Source organism: Streptomyces sp. P9-A2 (assembly GCF_036634175.1).
Classification (GTDB): domain Bacteria; phylum Actinomycetota; class Actinomycetes; order Streptomycetales; family Streptomycetaceae; genus Streptomyces; species Streptomyces pratens.
This window is the reverse complement of the sequence record NZ_JAZIFX010000001.1, coordinates 6,711,036-6,730,437: the sequence shown is the minus strand read 5'-3', so window position 1 is coordinate 6,730,437 and position 19,402 is coordinate 6,711,036. Positions and strand designations below refer to the sequence as shown.

The 19,402-nt window shown below is 72.8% G+C and carries 14 protein-coding genes; 5 read left to right on the top strand and 9 right to left on the bottom strand.

The features are described 5' to 3' along the window. The first annotated feature begins 37 nt into the window (after positions 1–37). On the top strand, positions 38–904 hold the full coding sequence (locus tag V4Y04_RS30450; RefSeq protein ID WP_332431585.1) for an aminoglycoside phosphotransferase family protein: 867 nt from the start codon (positions 38–40) through the stop codon (positions 902–904). A 409-nt stretch (positions 905–1,313) separates the two neighbouring features. Here the strand turns inward: V4Y04_RS30450 and V4Y04_RS30445 are convergent, their stop codons facing one another. Together V4Y04_RS30445 and V4Y04_RS30435 are read right to left on the bottom strand one after the other, a co-directional pair. Continuing rightward, positions 1,314–2,117, bottom strand: a complete 804-nt coding sequence (locus V4Y04_RS30445; protein ID WP_332431584.1) for an exonuclease domain-containing protein — start codon at positions 2,115–2,117, stop codon at positions 1,314–1,316. A 193-nt stretch (positions 2,118–2,310) separates the two neighbouring features. Then, positions 2,311–3,579: an SAV2148 family HEPN domain-containing protein gene (locus V4Y04_RS30435; protein WP_332433044.1), complete on the bottom strand. Its 1,269-nt coding sequence runs from the start codon at positions 3,577–3,579 to the stop codon at positions 2,311–2,313. Between the two features lie 336 nt (positions 3,580–3,915). On the opposite strand from V4Y04_RS30435, the gene glgX reads away from it, so the two are divergent. From glgX to V4Y04_RS30420, 3 genes are all read left to right on the top strand, one after another. Beyond that, entirely contained in the window at positions 3,916–6,138 is a 2,223-nt protein-coding gene (glgX, locus tag V4Y04_RS30430; RefSeq protein WP_332431583.1) for a glycogen debranching protein GlgX, read from the top strand. A 91-nt stretch (positions 6,139–6,229) separates the two neighbouring features. Next, positions 6,230–8,626, top strand: coding sequence for a malto-oligosyltrehalose synthase (treY, locus tag V4Y04_RS30425; RefSeq protein WP_332431582.1), 2,397 nt, complete (start codon positions 6,230–6,232; stop codon positions 8,624–8,626). A 153-nt stretch (positions 8,627–8,779) separates the two neighbouring features. Then, positions 8,780–10,054 (top strand): M14 family zinc carboxypeptidase, encoded by a 1,275-nt coding sequence (locus tag V4Y04_RS30420; protein WP_332431581.1) that lies wholly within the window; start codon positions 8,780–8,782, stop codon positions 10,052–10,054. A gap of 19 nt (positions 10,055–10,073) precedes the next feature. On the opposite strand, the gene V4Y04_RS30415 is transcribed toward V4Y04_RS30420, so the two are convergent. The 3 genes from V4Y04_RS30415 to V4Y04_RS30405 all read right to left on the bottom strand — a co-directional run bounded on the left by V4Y04_RS30415 (position 10,074) and on the right by V4Y04_RS30405 (position 11,601). Further along, positions 10,074–10,514 carry an SSI family serine proteinase inhibitor gene (locus V4Y04_RS30415; protein ID WP_332431580.1) on the bottom strand — a complete coding sequence of 147 codons (441 nt, stop codon included), beginning with the start codon at positions 10,512–10,514 and terminating at the stop codon, positions 10,074–10,076. Further along, a complete protein-coding gene (locus V4Y04_RS30410) occupies positions 10,511–10,795 on the bottom strand; it encodes a hypothetical protein (RefSeq protein ID WP_332431579.1) in 285 nt (94 codons plus the stop codon). Before V4Y04_RS30410 ends, V4Y04_RS30415 begins: the two co-directional genes overlap by 4 nt. A gap of 254 nt (positions 10,796–11,049) precedes the next feature. After that, entirely contained in the window at positions 11,050–11,601 is a 552-nt protein-coding gene (locus tag V4Y04_RS30405; RefSeq protein WP_332431578.1) for a DUF1707 and FHA domain-containing protein, read from the bottom strand. A 179-nt stretch (positions 11,602–11,780) separates the two neighbouring features. Here V4Y04_RS30405 and treZ point away from each other — a divergent pair, with 179 nt between their 5' ends. Beyond that, a complete protein-coding gene (gene treZ / locus V4Y04_RS30400; RefSeq protein WP_332431577.1) occupies positions 11,781–13,526 on the top strand; it encodes a malto-oligosyltrehalose trehalohydrolase in 1,746 nt (581 codons plus the stop codon). A 99-nt stretch (positions 13,527–13,625) separates the two neighbouring features. Here the strand turns inward: treZ and V4Y04_RS30395 are convergent, their stop codons facing one another. The 4 genes from V4Y04_RS30395 to V4Y04_RS30380 all read right to left on the bottom strand — a co-directional run bounded on the left by V4Y04_RS30395 (position 13,626) and on the right by V4Y04_RS30380 (position 19,356). After that, the gene (locus V4Y04_RS30395) at positions 13,626–14,579 is read right to left on the bottom strand and encodes an aminoglycoside phosphotransferase family protein (RefSeq protein ID WP_332431576.1); all 954 of its coding nucleotides are present in this window, start codon (positions 14,577–14,579) and stop codon (positions 13,626–13,628) included. A 395-nt stretch (positions 14,580–14,974) separates the two neighbouring features. Further along, on the bottom strand, positions 14,975–15,595 hold the full coding sequence (locus V4Y04_RS30390; protein WP_332431575.1) for a PDZ domain-containing protein: 621 nt from the start codon (positions 15,593–15,595) through the stop codon (positions 14,975–14,977). 279 nt (positions 15,596–15,874) lie between these two features. Next, complete coding sequence (gene cyc2 / locus V4Y04_RS30385) at positions 15,875–18,037, bottom strand: germacradienol/geosmin synthase Cyc2 (protein ID WP_332431574.1); 2,163 nt, start codon at positions 18,035–18,037, stop codon at positions 15,875–15,877. A gap of 140 nt (positions 18,038–18,177) precedes the next feature. Continuing rightward, positions 18,178–19,356: a damage-control phosphatase ARMT1 family protein gene (locus V4Y04_RS30380; RefSeq protein WP_332431573.1), complete on the bottom strand. Its 1,179-nt coding sequence runs from the start codon at positions 19,354–19,356 to the stop codon at positions 18,178–18,180. Positions 19,357–19,402: the final 46 nt, after the last annotated feature.

Below are 19,402 nucleotides of genomic sequence, written 5' to 3'. Positions count from 1 at the left end.
TGAGCACAGGCGCAGGCACAGTCACGGAGGCGGGCGGATGGACGAGGCACGGGCGCGGGACGTCCTGGCGGCGGCGGACGTGCTGCCGGGACGCGCGGCCGGGGAGGCACGGCTGCTCGCCCTGGGCGAGAACGCGGTGTTCGCCGCCGGTGACCTGGTCGTCAAGGTCGGCCGCGACAGCGGCCTGCTGGAGCGCGCCCGCCGGGAGCTGGCGATCGCGCTGTGGCTCGCCGAGGAGGACGTGCCGGCGGTGCGGGCGGCCGCGGCACGGGCCCTGCTCGTCGACGGCCACCCGGTGACGGTCTGGCACCGGCTGCCCGACCCGGTGCGGCCCGCCGGGCCCGGGGACCTGGCCGCGCTGCTGCGGGTGGTCCACGCCCTTCCCGATCCCGCCTTCGGGCTGCCGCCCCGCGAACTGCTGGGCGGTGTGGAACGCTGGCTGCGGCTCGCCGGCGGGGTGATCGACCCCGAGGACGCGGCGTACCTGCGGGAGCGGCGGGACGGTTTCGCGGCGGCCGCCGCGGCCCTGACACCCCACCTGCCACGGGGCCCGATCCACGGGGACGCGCTGCCCCGGAACGTGCACGTCGGGCCGGACGGGCCGGTCCTGGTCGACCTGGAGACCTTCTCCGCCGATCTGCGCGAGCACGACCTGGTGGTCATGGCCCTCTCCCACGACCGCTACGGGCTGCCGGCGCAGGCGTACACGTCCTTCACCGAGACCTACGGCTGGGACGTGCGCGAGTGGGAGGGCTGCGCGGTGCTGCGCGGCGCGCGGGAGACGGCCAGCTGCGCCTGGGTCGCCCAGCACGCCCCGAGCAATCCGAAGGCCCTGGCCGAGTTCGAGCGCCGCGTGGCCTCCCTGCGCGACGGCGACCCGACGGTCCGCTGGTACCCCTTCTGATCCGGTCCGGAACACGGAATCCGGAGTACGGCCGGCAGGCAGCTGCCCGTGCGCGGAACCGCGCGATGGGGAAAGCCACCGGCGAAGACGGCTCCGCGCTCTCCCCGGGGCCCGTCCGGCGGACCGGGCCGGAGGTAACGACCTCACCCGTGATGGGGAGTGGATCAGCGAGCGGCGTCATGCGGCTTCGCCTCCAAGGCGGAGGAGGGAGTGATGGCGGAGCCATCGCGACCGACGACAACGCCGGAGGCGAAGCCGCAGGGCGTCGGGAGCCCGCTCACTATCGCGGGTGAGGCCCTAACTGACGGTTTCCGTCCAGCCGGGGCGAGCGGGAGCCGGTGCGCGCGGTCGCGAGGCGGAGAAGCGCGTACCGGCCCCCGCGTCTTTGGCATGACCCACCGGACAGGCTTTAAGTCGCTCGCCCGGGTGCGGTCCTGGACAGCGGTGCAGCAGCCCGGCCGCCGGGCTCCCGCTCCCGGGGTGCCTCGGCCGGTCCGGGCTGCCGGTTCCTCGGGACGACCGGCCAGGCCGGCTCGACGACTGCCGTCGGGTTCGTGGTCCGCCGCAGATACGCCTGCAGGGAGGCCGACTGCGCGGCCGCCGCGCGCACCTGGAGTTCGTGCAGGTCCGCCAAGGGCATCGTCCCGATGCGCTGGTACTTCTCGCCCATGCGTCGCACCACACGGGCGGCGGCCACCGCGTCCGCCCTCGCATCGTGTGCGTCGTCGAGCGACACGCCGTAGTGCGCGCACAACGCGTGCAGGGCGCGCTTCCCCTTTCGGTACGTGTCGACGTGTTTGTCGAGCACCAGGGGGTCGATGACCGGCGAGGGCACGCCGCCCAGTCGCTCGGCGACCGACTCCAGCCCGTACCGCCGGCACTCACGGTCCAGCAGTGACAGGTCGTAGCGCGCGTTCATCACGACCAGAGGCGTCCCCGAGCGCAGGATCCCGGTGAGGGCCTGCGCGATGTCCTCGACCGCGGACGGCAGCGGGGCTCCGTGCTCGCGGGCGTGGTCCGTCGAGATGCCATGGATCGCCGAAGCCTGCTCGGGTATCGCCACCCCGGGATCGAGCAGCCAGGTCCGCTCCTCCGAGACGGCCCCGTCCGGCTCCAGTCGCACGACCGCCGCGGTGACGATGCGGTCGGTCTCGATGTCCGTACCCGTGGTCTCCAGGTCGAAGGCCGCCAAGGGCCCGGTGATCCAGCTCATCACACGGCTCCCGTGACGATGCGTGCCTCGCGCGGGTCGGTGCCCGTCGCTTCCGGGCCGAAGCCGATCAGTGACTCCCGGTGCCAGCCCATGGGTGGCCCCCTTCTGTGCGGTGCGTTCCCCCAGTGATTCCTACCTTCGCACGCACCACTGACAACCCGGGGGTCGCGTTCCGTTCGTGATCACGGACGGTTCACGACACCGGGCGCGAATCCACCCACATCTGCTCGAACTCCTCACGGTACGTGGGAAACAGTCCGCCTTCCTCTACCTCGCCCGGTTTGACCACCTTGTCGCCGTTGCGCAGCACCAGCACCGGCGCCTCCATCCCCCGGGCCCGGCGCAGATGGTTCTGCACCACGCCGACGCCGTCGGCGCCGTCCCCGTCGACGAGGTACGCCGTACAGCGGGGCGTTTCGTCGTACACGTGGATCTCGAAGGCACCCGGGTCGCGCAGCCGGGAGCGCACCCGGCGCATGTGGAGGATGTTCATCTCGACCGCGCGGCCCAGCTCCCCGCGTTTGAGACCGAGTTCGCGCTCGCGGCGCTTGACCGCGCTGGAGGCCGGGTTCAGGAACAGCAGCCGCACCCGGCAGCCGGCCTCGGCGAGCCGCACCAGGCGGCGCCCTGAGAAGTTCTGCACCAGCAGGTTGAGGCCTATGCCGATGGCGTCCAGGCGGCGGGCACCGCCGAAGATGTCCTCGGCCGGGAACTGGCGCAGCAGCCGCACCCGGTCGGGGTGGACGGCGACCACGTCCGCGTACCGGTCACCGACCAGGTCCTCCACCGCGTCGACGGGCAGCCGGCGGGCGGACGGGACGTCCCCGTCCGCGCCGAGCATCTCCAGCAGCCGCGCGGAGGCCCGCTCGGCCTGGTTCAGCACCGCCTCGGACAGTGCCCGGTTGCGGGAGACGACGTTGCGGGTCACCTCGAGCTCGTCCAGGGCGAGCTCGACGTCCCGGCGATCGTCGAAGTACGGCTCGAAACAGGGCCAGTGCTGGACCATCAGCTCGCGCAGCTGCGGAAGCGTGAGGAAGGAGAGGACGTTGTCGTCGGCCGGGTCGAGCAGATAGCCCTTGCGGCGGCTGACCTCGCGCACCGCGACCGCGCGCTGCACCCACTCCTGTCCGGCGGGTCCGGCGGCGGCGATCACCCAGTCGTCGCCGTGGACGGGCTCGTAGACGGGCCGCAGCACGGCGGCCACGACCGAGCGCAGCCGCTGCTCGACCAGGTTCAGCCATATGTAGGCGCGACCGGCCCGCTGGGCACGGGTCCGCACCTCGCGCCAGGCGTCGACGCCCCAGTCCAGGTCCGGCCCGATCGAGCCCGCGTCCATCGGCCGCGCCAAGGACACCGCACCGGGCGGGACGTCCGTGGAGTTCCCCTCGTGACCCTCGCCACCAGGGGGCAGCTCCAGCCCTCCCGAGCCCACCCGCGCACCGCCTTCCACTCCCCCGAGCACTCCCAGCCCCAACGATCAAGGAGAGTACTCCGCTTGTGGTGTGCGGTGCAGCCTGATGACGGTGTCGTTTCTCAACTTCCCCATTCCACACCACTGTTCTGGTATGCCCGTCCGCCGGAAGTGGACGAAGTCACAGGACACGCACAGATGTTGCGTCCCCGGCGCACTCACGGACAACCGGAATCCACCCCGGGAGGGCGCGTCGGCGGCGGCGCGGCGACGGCACGGCCACCGGCCCGGCGAACGGTACGACAGGAGCACCGCGACAGGACGACACGCCGACGCTCCGGGCCAAGGCGCCCCCACCGGAGCCGTACACCTGGAAGAGTCGTGTCCATGCAGGTCTGGCCTGGCGAGGCGTATCCCCTCGGTGCCACGTACGACGGCGCCGGCACGAATTTCGCGGTCTTCACGGAGGCCGCGGACCGAGTGGAGCTGTGCCTGTTGCACGACGACGGCTCCGAGACGGCGGTCGAACTGCGCGAGAGCGACGCGTTCGTACGGCACGCGTACCTGCCCGGCATCATGCCGGGACAGCGGTACGGCTTCCGCGTCCACGGGCCGTACGCCCCCGAACGGGGGCTGCGCTGCAACTCGGCGAAGCTGCTGCTCGACCCGTACGCGCGTGCGATCAGCGGGTCGGTCCGCTGGGGCGAGGAGGTCTACGGCTACCACTTCGACGCTCCCGAACGGCGCAACGACCTGGACTCCGCGCCGCACACGATGACGTCGGTCGTGGTCAACCCGTACTTCGACTGGGGCGACGACCGCCTGCCCCGGACGGATTACCACCACACGGTGATCTACGAGGCGCACGTCAAGGGTCTCACCATGCGCCATCCGGGACTGCCGGAGGAACTGCGCGGCACCTACGCGGGCCTCGCACACCCGGCACTGATCGAACATCTGACCGAACTCGGGGTGACGGCACTGGAGCTGATGCCGGTTCACCAGTTCGTCAACGACCACCGGCTGGTGGACATGGGACTGAACAACTACTGGGGCTACAACACCATCGGCTTCTTCGCCCCGCACAACGCCTACGCGTCCTGGGGCGACCGCGGTCAGCAGGTACTGGAGTTCAAATCGGCGGTGAAAGCGCTGCACGAGGCCGGGATCGAGGTCATCCTCGACGTCGTCTACAACCACACCGCCGAGGGCAACCACCTGGGTCCGACGCTGTCCTTCAAGGGCATCGACAACCCCTCGTACTACCGGCTGACCGACGACCCCCGTTCCTACATGGACACGACGGGCACCGGGAACTCCCTGCTCATGCGGTCCCCGCACGTCCTCCAGATGATCATGGACTCACTGCGGTACTGGGTCACCGAGATGCACGTCGACGGGTTCCGCTTCGATCTCGCGGCGACCCTGGCGCGGCAGTTCCACGAGGTGGACCGGCTGTCGTCGTTCTTCGACCTGGTGCAGCAGGACCCGGTGGTCTCCCAGGTGAAGCTGATCGCCGAGCCCTGGGACGTGGGCGAGGGCGGCTACCAGGTGGGCAACTTCCCGCCGCTGTGGACCGAGTGGAACGGCAAGTACCGGGACACCGTGCGGGACCTGTGGCGGGGCGAGCCGCGCGCGCTCGCCGAGTTCGCCTCCCGGCTGACCGGCTCCTCCGACCTGTACCAGGACGACGGGCGGCGCCCGCTGGCCTCGATCAACTTCGTGACCTGCCACGACGGCTTCACCCTGCACGACCTGGTCTCGTACGACGACAAGCACAACACCGCCAACGGCGAGGACAACCGGGACGGCGAGAGCCACAACCGCTCCTGGAACAGCGGCGTCGAGGGCGCGACCGACGACCCGGACGTGCTACGGCTGCGGGACCGTCAGATGCGGAACTTCATCGCGACGCTGATGCTGTCCCAGGGCGTGCCGATGATCAGCCACGGCGACGAGGTCGCCCGCACCCAGGGCGGCAACAACAACGCCTACTGCCAGGACAACGAACTGGCCTGGCTCGACTGGCCCTCGGAGCGGGAGGCGCAGCGGCGCCGGAAGGGCCGGGACGAGCGGGAGACGCACGACGGCGACACCGGCGGGGACGGCGGAGGCGACGGTGACACCGGCAGGGACGGCGGTGACGACGCCCGCCTGCGGATGCTGGCCTTCACCCGCGCGATGGTGTGGCTGCGCAAGAACCACCCGGTCTTCCGCAGGCGCCGCTTCTTCCACGGACGGCCGGTCGAGGGCACCCACGACGATCTGTCCGACATCGCCTGGTTCACCCCCGAGGGGACGGAGATGAACCAGCGGGACTGGGACCAGGCGCGCGCCTCGGCGCTGACGGTGTTCCTCAACGGCAACGCGATCTCGGAGCCCGACCGGCGCGGGGAGCGGATCACGGACGACTCGTTCCTGCTGATGTTCAACGCCTCCCCCGGCCCGCTGGAGTTCGTGGTGCCCGTCGGCCACGGCCGGCAGTGGCAGGTGGTCGTCGACACCGCACGCGAGGACGGCATACCGCCGGGCACCGGACCGGAAGTACGAGCCGGCACCCGGCTGACCCTGACGGACCGGAGCCTGACGGTGCTCCGGCGGCCGGTGTGACGGACAGCGGCGGGGAGGGACGACGCTGACGGTGGCGCGGCAGCGGAGGGACTGTTGACAGGAAGGGCACCAGGGCGGGTACGTGGTCTGCATGACTCCTGAGCGACCTGAGCCCGCGGTGCCCACCGCCACGTACCGGCTGCAGTTGCAGCCCGACTTCCCGTTCGCCGCCGCGGCGGCCACCGTGCCGTACCTGGCCTCGCTCGGAGTGTCCCATCTGCACCTGTCGCCGGTCCTGGAGACGGTGCCGGGCTCGCGGCACGGCTACGACGTGGTGGACCACGCGCGCGTGCGCGGGGAACTGGGCGGCGAGCAGGCACTGCGGGGCCTGGCGCGCACCGCGCGGGAGCACGGTCTCGGCCTGGTCGTGGACATCGTGCCCAACCACATGGCGATGTCCCCGCGCCACAACCGGGTCCTGTGGGAGGTGCTGCGCGAGGGCCCCTCGTCGCGCCACGCACGGTGGTTCGACATCGACTGGGAGGCGCAGGGCGGCCAGGTGCTGCTGCCGGTGCTGGGCGGACCGCTCGGCGCGGAGCTCGACCGTCTGAAGGTGGACGGCGATGTGCTGCGCTACCACGACCACGCGTTCCCGCTGCGCGAGGGCACCGCCCGCCTTCCGCTGCCGCAGCTCCTGGACGCCCAGTGGTACCGCCCGGTGTGGTGGCGGCTGGCCCGCACCGAGCTCAATTACCGCCGCTTCTTCAGCATCTCCGAGCTGATCGGCGTGCGCGTGGAGGACCCCGAGGTGTTCGAGGCCACCCACGCCAAAATCCTCCAGCTGCTGCGCGAGGGGGTCGTCGACGGACTGCGGGTCGATCACCCGGACGGGCTCGCCGACCCGGACGGGTATCTGCGGCGGCTGCACGAGTCGACCGAGGGCCGCTGGACCGTGGTGGAGAAGATCCTCGCCGACGGCGAGCCGCTTCCCGCCTCCTGGCCGGTCGCGGGCACCACCGGGTACGACGCCCTGCGGCACGTGGACGGCCTGTTCACGGACCCGGCGGGGGCCGGGGAACTGCTCGGCCAGTACCGGCGGTTCACGGCGCCGCAGCCGGACCGGGGCGGCGAGTGGGAGGCGACGGTGCGGCGGGCCGCGTACAAGGTGCTCACGCACGAGCTGACCACCGAGGTCGACCGGCTGACCCGGGTGGCTCACCGCGTGTGCGCGGCCTCCCCCGAACCCGCGCTGCGCGACCGCGCGCCCTGGGCCCTGCGCACCGCGCTCGAGGAACTACTGGTCCGGCTCGAGGTGTACCGGCCCTACGCCTCCGTGGACCCGGCCGGTGTGGTCACCGAGGAGGCCGCGGCCGGCGCCCGGCGCGCCTTCGCCGTCCCCGAGGAGGCCGGGGCGGTGGACGTCGTACGGGATCTGGTGCTCGGGCGGTACGGCGACGGGCCGGGGCAGGTGGAGTTCCGTACGCGGTTCGCGCAGACCGCGTCGGCACTGCGGGCCAAATCGGTGGAGGACACGGCGTTCTACCGCTACACGCCGCTGCTGTCGGCGACGGAGGTGGGCCAGAACCCGGGCGCTCCGGCGCTGTCCCCGGAGCGGTTCCACGCGTACTGCGCGCGCGTGCAGCGCGACTGGCCGGCGACCGGCACCGTCGTCTCCACGCACGACACCAAGCGCAGCGCCGATGTGCGGGCCGCGCTCCATGTGCTCACCGAGTGCCCCGGACGGTGGGCGGACGTCCTGGCGGAGGTGACCCACGTCGGCGAGGGCGTACCGGACCCGCAGCTGGCGTGGGCGGCCTGGCAGACGGTGTTCGGACTGGGCCCGGCGGATCCGGAACGGGTGACGGGGGCGCTGCTCAAGCATGTGCGCGAGGCAGGCTTGTACACGAACTGGACGGAGCAGGAACCGGCGTACGAGGAGGCGGTGGCCCGGTTCGTGGCGGCGGGACCGTGCGGGGACACGGGTGAGCGGGTAGCGCGGTTCCGGGCCTCGTTGGAGTCGTACATCCGCGCGAACGTGCTGGGCGCCGCCCTGGCCCATCTGACGATGCCGGGTGTGCCCGACGTCTACCAGGGCACCGAGTTCGAGTACCGGGCTCTGGTGGACCCGGACAACCGGCGGACGGTGGACTTCCCGGCCGGGGAGACGGACGACGCGGACGACGAGGAGCACGGCAGCGGCAGCGGCAAGGCGGCGGTGACGCGGGCCGCGTTGCGGTTGCGGGGGCGGCGGCCCGGGGTGTTCGGTGACACGGCGTCGTACGAGCCGCTGGCCGCCGAGGGACCCGGGGCGGCGCACTGCGTGGCGTTCGTACGGTCCGGTGCGGTGCTGACCGCCGTGACCCGGCTGTCGCTGCGGCTGACGGAGGCAGGTGGCTGGCGGGAGACCCGGCTGGCGCTGCCACCGGGCCGGTGGGCCGACGTGCTGGAGCCCGGCCGGGAGTTCACCGGACACGCGCGCGTGGCGGAGCTGTTCGAGCGGTCACCGGTGGCGCTGCTGGAACGCGCAGGGGAGCCGGACGCGGCATAGGACCCCGCCCGGATGGGACAGGGCGGCGCAGATGCCGGTCATATGGACCGCGGACGCCCCCGGGGCCTCTCCCGGGCCTCCCCCGTCGCACCCTTGACACCGGTCCCTGCCCGTGGGGTACTGCGATGTGCGACGACGGGTGGTTGACGGGGGGTGAGTCTCCTGCCGGAGCTGCGCTACCCGACGGTGGCCGAACTCGTTTCCTCCTCCCGCGCGCTGACGGCCCGGCGGCCCGGCCTGTGCGTCCTGCGGCAGGTGGGACTCTCCCGCGCGGGGCGGCCGCTGTACCTGCTGTCCGTGGGCCACGCCCGGCGTGCCGTGCTGGTGGTCGCGGGCGCCCATGCCAACGAGCCGGCCGGTGGGGGCACCCTGCTCGCGCTGGCCCGGCGGGTCGTGGTGGAGCGGGAGCTGCGGGACGACACGTCCTGGCACTTCCTGCTGTGCGCGGACCCCGACGGGGCGAGCCTCCACACGGCGACGGAGCCGGACAGCCTGTACGACTACCACTTGGGCTTCTTCCGTCCCGCCGGCCGGGAACAGCCGGAGTGGGCCCCGTCGGTCCTGCCGCCCGACCGGCTGCCGCCCGAGACCCTGGCCCTGACCGGGGTCATCGACGAGCTGCGGCCCTACCTCCAGGTGTCGCTGCACGGGACCGATCTGGGCGGCAGCTGGGTCCAGTTGACGAGGGACGTGCCGGGGCTCGCCGAGCCGTTCGGTAAGTCCGCCGCGGAGCTGCACATCCCGGTGGAGACGGGCGCCTCGGACGCGGCGGGCTGGCCGGTGTCCGGTCCCGGGGTGCGGGTGATGCCCGCGGCGGAGGCCGGGCCGGTGTATCCGAGCCTGCCGGACGACGCGCGGCACAGCACCTGGTACCGCCCCCACCGGTACGGCGGCCTGACGGCGGTCGTCGAGGTACCGATGTGGGCCGGCGGACTGGTGGACGATCCGGAGCCGCACCCGGCTCCGGCCGAGGCGCTGCGGCATCTCGCGGACCGGCTGTTGCGGGACGCGCGCGAGGTGCGAAAGGTGCTGGAGGAGGCCCGGCCCGGGGCCATGGAGGACGCCGGTACCGCCGGCGGTCCGCTGCTGCGGGCGGCCACCTGGGGGCTGGAGCTGGTTCCGGGGCTGGCCTCAGACCTGGTCCGCACCCTGCCGCCCGACGGCACCAGGGCGTACGTGGGCAGCGTGGACGCGTTCACGCGCCGGGTGCCGCTGCGGGCGGCGGCCATGCTGCTGCGGGAGCTGCGGGAGAGCGACCCGCACGCGGCGGCACGGCTCGAGCACCTGGTCGCCCTGTGGAGCGACTCGTTCGCCGTGCACTTCCGGGCCCGCTGGGTGCCCGTGGCGCACCAGGTGGAACATCAGGTCCGTACGGTCGTGGCGGCGGCACTGCACGCCCGCGCGGGTACGGGTACGGGAGCGGGCTGACCCGCCCGCTCCCGGGGCCTCATGAGGGCTGTGGCCCGTCCAGGGCGAATACGGAGCCGGTCCGGGCCTCCATCGCGCACCGGTTCGAGAAGGTCTCCGTGTACTCGACCGGCTGTCCCCGCCACTGCCCGTGCGCGTGTGCGGTCACCGGGGCGTAGACCATCGGACAGTAGGTGTCCCGGGCCGGGATGCCGGAGATGCGCCCGTTCACCGCGTCGAGTTCCGCACAGGCGTCGGCCGCGCGCGGGTGGCCCTGGGGCGGGTCGCAGAGGAGCAGGTTGCCGGATGCCGTACCGGTCCGGGTCTCGCCCTGGTCGACGCCGAGGACGAGCCAGGTGTCGGAGGTGTCGGCGCCCCGGAGGGCCGGGTCCGCCTGCGCGGGGGTGGGCACGAGCCAGGCGAGGAGGGCGGTCGCCGCCAGCAGCGCGCCCCGTACCGCTTTCAGTGAGGTGTACGTCATTCCGGATACATCGGCACGACGGTGCCGGAACCCCAGCCCGGCTCACCCGAACGGGAAGGCGCGTCCGGGCGTCGCACGGCCGGCTCGAACACGGCGACCACGAACCGCGCCTGGTACTCGACCCGCCGTGCGACCGGGATCCGGCGTGTCCCGTGGGTGTCGTGGTGGTTGGCGCACCGCGCGTCGATGAGCCGGCCCGGTTCCGGTTCCGGCGGTACCCCCGCCGGATCGCGGCCGGCGGTCGTGACCAGCCGGTGGCACAGGAAGGTGGCAGGGAACACCCTCCACGAAGTGGCACCGTCGGTTCGCCAACTCGCCTCTCACGGGGAGTGCGCGAGACTCCTACGGTGAGTCATGATCTCGGGAGATACGTCAACACCATGGAAGGCAAAGGGAGTTCGACGATCTTCCGTCGCGGCCATAGACGCCGCGCCCCTGGACGCCGCGGTCGTCCGGCCGCAAACGGACACGGCCCGGCCGGCCGCAGTCGCTGTCCGGCGCCGCACTCGGACGGCGTCCGGCCGTGCGCGGGCGGTCAGTTCACCGTGAGCCGGTACGTCATCCGTCCGAAGCCGATCTGGTCGCCCTCCCGGACGACGGCCGCGCCGACCACCCGACGCCCGTTCACCGTCGTGCCGTTGGTGGACCCGAGGTCGCGCAGCACCCACAGGCCGCCCTGCTGACGGAGTTCCGCGTGCACACGGGAGACCGTTTCGTGGTTGAGTCTCAGCCCGTTGGCGGGGTCGCGCCCTATGCGCAGCGGATGGGTGGTCGCCGGATGGGGCAGCAGCAGCTTCGGCAGCCGCTCGGCCCGCCAGGCCCCGCGCAGCCGTACCGTGAACCCGGAGACCGCCTCCACGGAGGAGAACAGCAGGCGCGAGACGCGGCCCTCGGTGGGCAGGTCGGCGGTGAGCGGGACGAGTTCGTCGGGGCACCGGGCCGCGAGCACCAGTTCCATGCGCCGGATGAACGTGTCGTGGGACAGCCGCCCCACCGCGGCGCCGTCCCGCAGTACCTTCAGCGCCTTGTCGCGCTCCACGTCGGAGAGCCGCGCGGGGTACGTGTTGAACTCGAATGACGACGTCACACTGCTGATTGTCGGCCAGCACGGGCCGCACTGTCCAGGAGACGACACAAGCACCGTACGGCCACTCCGCTCCCGAGGCGGCGACACCACCGCAAAGGGAACATTCACCGGCGGATCGATCCCCGATGCAGCACGATGGACGAGCTACATCACGGTGAGCAGACGAAGGGGAACCGTCCGTGCAGTTCGAGGTGTGGGCACCGCAGGCCGACGAGGTGACGCTCCAGTGCGACGGCGTCACGCGCGCTTTGACGCGCGACCCGGAACGGGAGGGATGGTGGCGGGGTGAGGCGGACGCGCGGGACGGCTCCCGGTACGGCTTCGCGCTGGACAGCGGGCCGGTACTGCCCGATCCGCGCTCGCGCCGGCAGCCGGACGGGCCCGACGGGGAGAGCGCCGTCGTCGACCACGACGCGTTCGCCTGGCGCGCGGCCTGGGAGGGTCGTCCACTGCCCGGCGCCGTCCTGTACGAGCTGCATGTGGGCACGTACACGCGCGAGGGCACGTTCGACGCCGCCGCCGAGCGGCTGGAGCATCTCGCCGGGCTGGGCGTCACCCATGTGGAGCTGATGCCGGTGTGTCCCTTCCCCGGCCGTCACGGATGGGGGTACGAGGGGGTCTCGCTGTGGGCGGTGCACGAGCCGTACGGGGGCCCCGAGGCACTGAAACGGTTCGTCGACCGGGCGCACTCCCTGGGTCTGGGCGTCGTCCTCGACGTGGTGCACAACCATCTGGGGCCGTCCGGGAATCATCTTCCGCGGTTCGGCCCGTACTTCACCGACACCCATCACACTCCGTGGGGCGCCGCCGTCAACCTGGACGCCCCCGGTTCGGACGAGGTGCGGACGTATCTCGTCCGGAGCGCGCTGGCGTGGCTGCGGGACTACCGGATCGACGGGCTGCGTCTGGACGCGGTGCACGCGCTGGCGGACACCCGCGCCTACCCCTTCCTGGAGGAGCTGGCGGCGGCCGTGGACGCCCTGTCGGCCGACACCGGCCGGCCGCTGTTCCTGATCGCCGAGTCGGACCGGAACGACCCCCGGTACGTCACGCCCCGCGCGGACGGCGGTCACGGACTGCACGCCCAGTGGAACGACGACTTCCACCACGCCCTGCACGCCGCGCTGACCGGTGAGTCGCAGGGCTACTACGCCGACTTCGCGCGCGCCCCGCTCGCGGCGGTCGCCAAGACGCTCTCCGGCGGCTTCTTCCACGACGGCACGTACTCCTCGTTCCGCGGCCGGCGGCACGGGCGGCCCCTGGACCGTACGCGGATCGCCGGGCACCGGCTCCTCGGCTACAGCCAGACCCACGACCAGATCGGCAACCGGGCCCGGGGCGACCGGCTGGCCGCGCTGGTCTCCCCCGGCCTGCTGGCCTGCGCCGCGACCCTCACGCTGACCGCCCCGTTCACGCCGATGCTGTTCATGGGCGAGGAGTGGGCGGCGGGCACGCCCTGGCAGTTCTTCACCGACCACACCGACGCCGAACTCGCCCAGGCCGTGCGCGACGGCAGGCGGCGGGAGTTCACGGCGCACGGCTGGGCCGCGGCGGACGTGCCCGACCCGCAGGACCCGGCCACCCGCGACCGCTCCTGCCTGGACTGGTCGGAGCCGGGACGCGAGCCCCACGCGCGTGTGCTGGCCTGGTACCGGCAGCTCGTCGCGCTGCGTCACGCGCAGCCGGACCTCACCGACCCCGACCTCGCCGACACCAAGGTGGTCTTCGACGAGGACCGGCGCTGGCTCGCCTTCCGGCGCGGGGATGTGCTGGTGGCCGTGAACCTGGCCGGTGAGTCGGCCGCGATCGCGCTGGGCGTCCCGCACGCGCGCGTACTCGCCGCCTGGGAGCCCGTCGGGGCACCGGGCGCGGACGGAGTGCTGCACCTGCCCGGCGAGTCGGCGGTGGTGCTGCAGCAGCACTGAGTGCCCGGGGCGGCGGCCCGCGGCACCCGGCCGCGGGCACGTCCGGCGGATCCCGTCCGGCGGATCCCGTCCGGCGGGGCACGCGGCTATGGCGCGCGGCTACGGCATGTCGTCGGCGCTGCGGAGGTCCGTCACCCGCTCCAGCAGGATCGCCTCCCAGGCCCGGCGCAGCCGGACGCGCAGCAGCGGCGGCGGCAGCGGTCCGGTGCCCCCGCCGTCCAGCGCCTCGGCGAGGTGCAGGACCGCGTCGCAGCGGGCCAGCCACAGGCCGCGCAGACAGGGGCGGGCGCCGTAGCCGGCGAGGGTGGCGGCGCGTACGGCGGCCGGGGAGCCCACGGCGAGCGCCAGGCCCGCGATGTCCTCGGTGGGGTCGCCGACCACCGCCCCGGACCAGCCGAGGACCCCGCGTACCCGGCCGCCGGCGCTGACCACGAGATGCGCGCCCGTGAGGCCGTGATGGACGAGGACCGGCGAGCCGGACGGGTCCCTGAGCTGGACCGCGGCGGAGGGGGTGAGCTGCTGCCGCATGCGGTGCGGGACGAACTCGTCGGCGGCGGCCAGCCGTTCGGCGGCTTCTCCGGCGGCCCGGCGCAGGGACTCCAGGGAACGCGGGGGGACACGTGGCACGCCGAGCGTCTCCGCCTGCCGCGCCGGTACCTCGCGCAGTCCGGTGAGCAGCCCGGCCAGATCGGTCTCCCCGACGGCGGACACCCGGTGCTCCTCGGCCGACCCGCCGGACAGCCGGGTGTCCAGGGTGCAGATCAGGCCTGGTGCCCACTCCCCGTACGCCACGCTCGACGGCACCGCGACCGGGATGTGCGGGCGGACGAGTTCCCGCAGCCTCAGCTCGCGGCGCCGGCGTGTGCTCATCTCCCGGTCGAGTGCGAGGCGCAGCACCTGCCGGGTGCCGACCCACCAGGTGGCGGTCCCGGCGCCCTCGCCGACGGGCCGCACCTCCGGTACGTCGGCGCTCTCACCGTCACCCTCGTCCTTGAGGAGGGTGCGGGCCAGCCGGCGGACGGTGTCCGCGGTGGGTGTCGGTGCCTGGGTCATGGTCGCGCCGCTGTCGTTCGGTGGACGGGGAGGGGACGTCGGGGCCGTTCAGTCCACTATGGCCGTCTCCCCCGCCGCACGCTCCGTACGGGTCCGGGACCCGCCGTCGGCGGCGGTGCGGGACGCGGCACCGGGCGTGGTGCGGGACGCGGACGTACTGCCGGTCATCCGGACCTCCAGGGGCATGAGCAGGGGCAGGCTCAGGGGCTATGGACAGCATCCTGCCCGGCAGACGGGGGTGACGCGAGCCGGTGTGCCGTGTCCGTCCGGCATGTCACCGCGTCCGGTACTCCCGGGGTGGCTCCGCTCGCACACGAGCCGGTCATGTCGCACTGACGTGCCCCTCCGGATACGGCCCTCGGGTCGCTCCGGCTCCGGCGTCCCTTCCCCGGTGCTCAGGCGACGAGGCCGGGGACGGCCGTGAGCTGCTGGAAGCCGCCACCGTGGTGGCGCACCGTGAGGGTCGCCCCGGCACCCGGTCTCGCCCGGACGACCGCGCCCGCCAGGTCGGCGGCCGTGCCGATCCGGGTGCCGTCGAAGGCGAGGAGCACGTCGCCCCGCACCAGGCCCGTCGAGAACCCCGGACCCGGCACATGCACGCCGACCACCAGAGCCCCCGGCCCGCTGTCGTCCACGACCTCCACGCCGAGCCTGGCGACGACGGGCGCGGACGCCGGGGAGGGGAGGGAAGGGGAGGGGAGGGCCCCCGACGGTCCGGACCGCGCGGACCGCGCGGACCGCTCGGACCGCACGGACGGCTCGGACCGCACGGACGGCACGGACTGCTCGGACGGCTCGGACCGCACGGACGGCACGGACCGCACGGACGGCACGGACTGCTCGGACGGCTCGGACCGCACGGACGGCACGGACCGCACGGACGGCACGGACGGCTCGGCAGCGCCCGCGAATCCTGCCTGGCGCTGCAACTCGGCCGGCCCGTCCGCGCCGACGACCGTGGCACCCATCGCCCCGACGCCCACCCCGGACAGCACCAGGCCGGTGCCGAGGAACATCGCGAACAGTGTGGTCCTCAACCGCCGCCCCCGCCGCCGCGCGGCATGCGGACGCGGCCGACCGGAACCGCGCCGGGCCCCGGCCCCACCCCCGCGCCCCGCACCCCTCCCGTTTTCCTCCCTGTCCGCACCCCCACCCGTGTCTCCGGCACCGGCCGCCTCACGGCCGGGCAGCGGCTTGGGTCGCGACGCCGTCTGTTCCATGGATCGCCTCCGCCTGGAGTGCTACCCGGACCGGCGGAGGCCGACGAGCCACGAAAGAGTGAGACTGACTTCCCCTCAGATACGGGTGGTCATGGGCACCGCGGGTGTGCGGTCCGGCAGGAAGCCGTGGGCCCGGCCCGAGAGCCAGGCGTTCTTGTAGCGGTCCACGCTGCGGTGCCAGTGCAGGATGCCCGCCATCCAGTTCTGCAGGTCCAGCACATAGTCCCGCATGATCGCGCGTGCCTCCCGGGACAGTCCGAAGTCCTCGTACAGCACGGGCAGCTCGTGTGCCACGACATGCTCGAACTGGTCCAGGCGACGGCTCATCAGGTCGTGGACGATGCCGAGCGCCGTCGGGTAGTCGCAGCCGAAGAAGTTCTGCACGACGAGGATCGCGTTGTGGATCTCGCCCTCGAACTCGATCTCCTTCTGGTACGAGAAGACGTCGTTGAGGAGACAGGCGTAGTCGATCGCCGCGTTCTCCAGGGAACGGACCGGGCCGCTGCGGTAGACCTCCGGCGGGACGGCGGGGCCGTGGCCCACCCGGCACAGGCCGAGGGTGAGGTCGGAGCCGAAGGTCTGCCGGCGCATCTCCAGGTAGTCGACCGGGTCGGGCACGCGGTGCACGATCTGGTTGCCCAGTTCCCACAGCCAGCTCTCGGTCATGACGTTCACGGCGTTCTTCAGCGGCACCCGTTCCTCCGGTGTCATGGCCGCGGTGGTGCGGGCCCACAGGTCGGTCAGGGCCCGCTCCATGGCGTTGGTCGCCGGGGGCACCGGTTCACCGTCGACGGGCATGCAGTCGGACAGGCGGGCCGTGGTCAGCCGGGCGGTGGCGAGGTCGCGGCGGTGGCCGTAGACGAGCGGGTAGTAGTCGTCGCCGTAGGTGCCCCAGGCGAGCCACTGCGCGCTGAGGTCGAGGGCGGCGGGGGTGGCGTCCGGGTCGATTCCGGCGGAGCACAGCGCGAGATCGTAGGCGTCCAGTTTGTCCTCGTCCCACACGCCTTCGCTCAGGATGCCCGTCCGGTGGCACCAGGCGACGAGAGTACTCCGGGAGGCGTCGAGGTGCGGGCTGAGCGTGAGCGGGAACGGCATGCGGATCTCGGGGATCAGGGACGGGCCGACCTTCTGGTACGGCACATGGGTGTGTGCCCGCAGCCTCGCCGCGCCCGCGGTTGCGAGCAGGCCGCGTACGTCGACGGCCGAGGTCCCCGGCCCGGTCGGGACCTCCCAGGGGTTGGCCTGCCGTGCGCCCTCGTTCATGTACCGGCTGGAGCGCATGTGCCATTCGTGGCCGCCGGACTGCCAGTCCTGCAGCCCCTTCGCGTACGCCGCGACGGCCGCGACCTCGTGCGGGGCGAGGCCCTTCTCCAGGGCGACCGCCGGCACTTCGGTGAACGCGGTGTGCTCGAACTGGTGCAGCCGCGAGGTGAGGATGTCGTTGACGGTGTCGGCGGCCTGCTGGGTGGCGCAGCCGAAGAAGGTCTCCAGGACGAGGACGCCGTTGCTGTTCTCGCCCTCGTCCTCGACCTCGCGCTGGTAGGAGAACAGGTCGTTGCGCAGGTGCACGGCGTCGGAGAACGTCTCCATCAGCACCCTGAGCGGCCTGGTTCCGGCGACGGCGACGGGCACTTCGGCGGTCGCGTACTCGACGAGCCCCGCCGACCACGGGGCGCCGCCCACCTTGCGGCGCATCTCGATGTACTCGACGGGGTTGGCGATCCGCCCCTCGTTGATGTTGGACAGTTCCCACAGCGACTCGTTGAGGAGGTGCTCCGTGGCGAGCGCGAACCGGGCGCGCCAGTCCTCGGACATGGCGGGCACGGTGCGCGCCCACAGGTCGGCGAGGCCCGCCTCGACCGGGTTGTGCGGCTCGGGCACCGGGGCTGCCGGGTCCAGCGGCATGAACAGCGGCAGCCGGTCCAGGTGGGCCTTGCCGCCTTCGCGGTCCTGGCTGCGTTTGAACAGTTCCAGGAAGTGGTCGTCGAAGAAGAAGACCCACACGTACCAGTCGGTGATCAGGGAGAGGGCGGGCCCGTCGCAGTCGGGGTGGGTGTAGGCGCAGAGCAGGCCGTAGTCGTGCGCGTCGAGATCGGCCTGCTCCCAGACTCCGGATCCCTCCAGCATGCCCATCTCGCGCGCCCACACCGACGAGTGGGCGCGGGCCTGATCGAGATGCGGGTTCAGCCGCGCGGGGTGCGGCAGGTAGAAGTGCGGAAGTACGAACGGCTGGGTCATGGCCCGGCACTACCCGTGGGCCCATGGCGGCATCCACCGGCCCGGGCATGATCACACCATCGCGTGAACCCTCGCCGAAACGCCGGAATGCCGGTGCGCGAGTACGCGAGACCGCCGCGTCGGTACGGGAGTGCGGACCTCTACGCCCGTACCTGGATCAGCGCGTGGGTGCCGCCGGTGCGCCAGCGCTGTTCCTCGGCCGCGACCAGTGCCTTCTCCGTTGCCGGGGCCAGGCCGGTGACGACGTCGGACTTCAGGGTGCGCAGGGCGGCGACCGGTCCGGGGAAATAACCGGTGACGTCGGTGAAGGGGGTGGTGGGGGGCCAGGTGCGGTCGCCCACCAGGCGGCGGTAGTTGAGGTCGCCCTTGACGAGGGTGAGCGCGGCCGGGGCGAAGTCGGCGCGGAGGTCGTCGGGCATCTCCTCGTACGGCAGCGGGGAGCAGGAGAACGGGTGGGCGCGGAGGGCCAGCCGGCCGTCGGACAGGGCGTCCCAGAGCCTGCGCCCGTAACCGGCCGCGGCTCCCTGGGCCCCGACCAGCCGGCGCAGCGCGTCGACGACGTCGGCGGTCGTGGCGTCGGAGACGTAGTACGGGTACGGCTTGACGTGCAACACCGCCCGGTCGATGGTTCCGTGGTCCAGCAGGTGGGCGATGAGCAGGAGATCGGGGACGAGTTCGCGTCCGGCGTTGTCGGCGACCAGGACGAGGGTGCCCGCGCGGGAGGCGTCCAGCAGCGACCACAGCCTCTCGCTGTCGTCGGCGACCAGCGCGGGGGCGGCTGCCGCGAGGTCGGCCCCCTCGGCGGAGAGCCGGAAGCCGAGGTCGGCGCGGTTGCCCCACAGGGAGCCGTGCAGCAGGGCCTGCCCCTGTTCGTCCGCGGGCCGGCCGACGAGGCCGTCGAGCGCGGCGAGTTCGTCGTCCGTCGCGGACGAGTCGAGTTCGGCGCGCTTGGAGGGACGGAAGGGGTCGATGCCCTTCCAGGGGCCGGGGCCGAAATAGCCGACTGCTCGCAGCAGCTGACGGTAGAACCAGCTCTCGGACCACAGCCAGGGCACGTCGTGCCAGGACTGTCCGGCGTACGCGTCCATCCCCCAGGCCGCCCAGCGCTCCCGGTCGTGGGCGTCGGCGGGGAGGGGTTCGATCGTGCCCTCGGTGCAGTTGGCCAGCAGGGCGTCGAGGGCGTGCTGTTGCTCGGGTTCGTACGGGAAGGCGTCGCGCACCTGCCGGATGATCGCGGGGTGCCGCTCGGCGAGCACGCTGTGCGGGAACGAGCCGGGCCGGTTGCCGAGGATCACGGAAGCGGTGGGAGTGTCGGACATGCGGCTCACCGTAACGCGCGGCGCCGGCCGGCGAGATCGGCCCCAC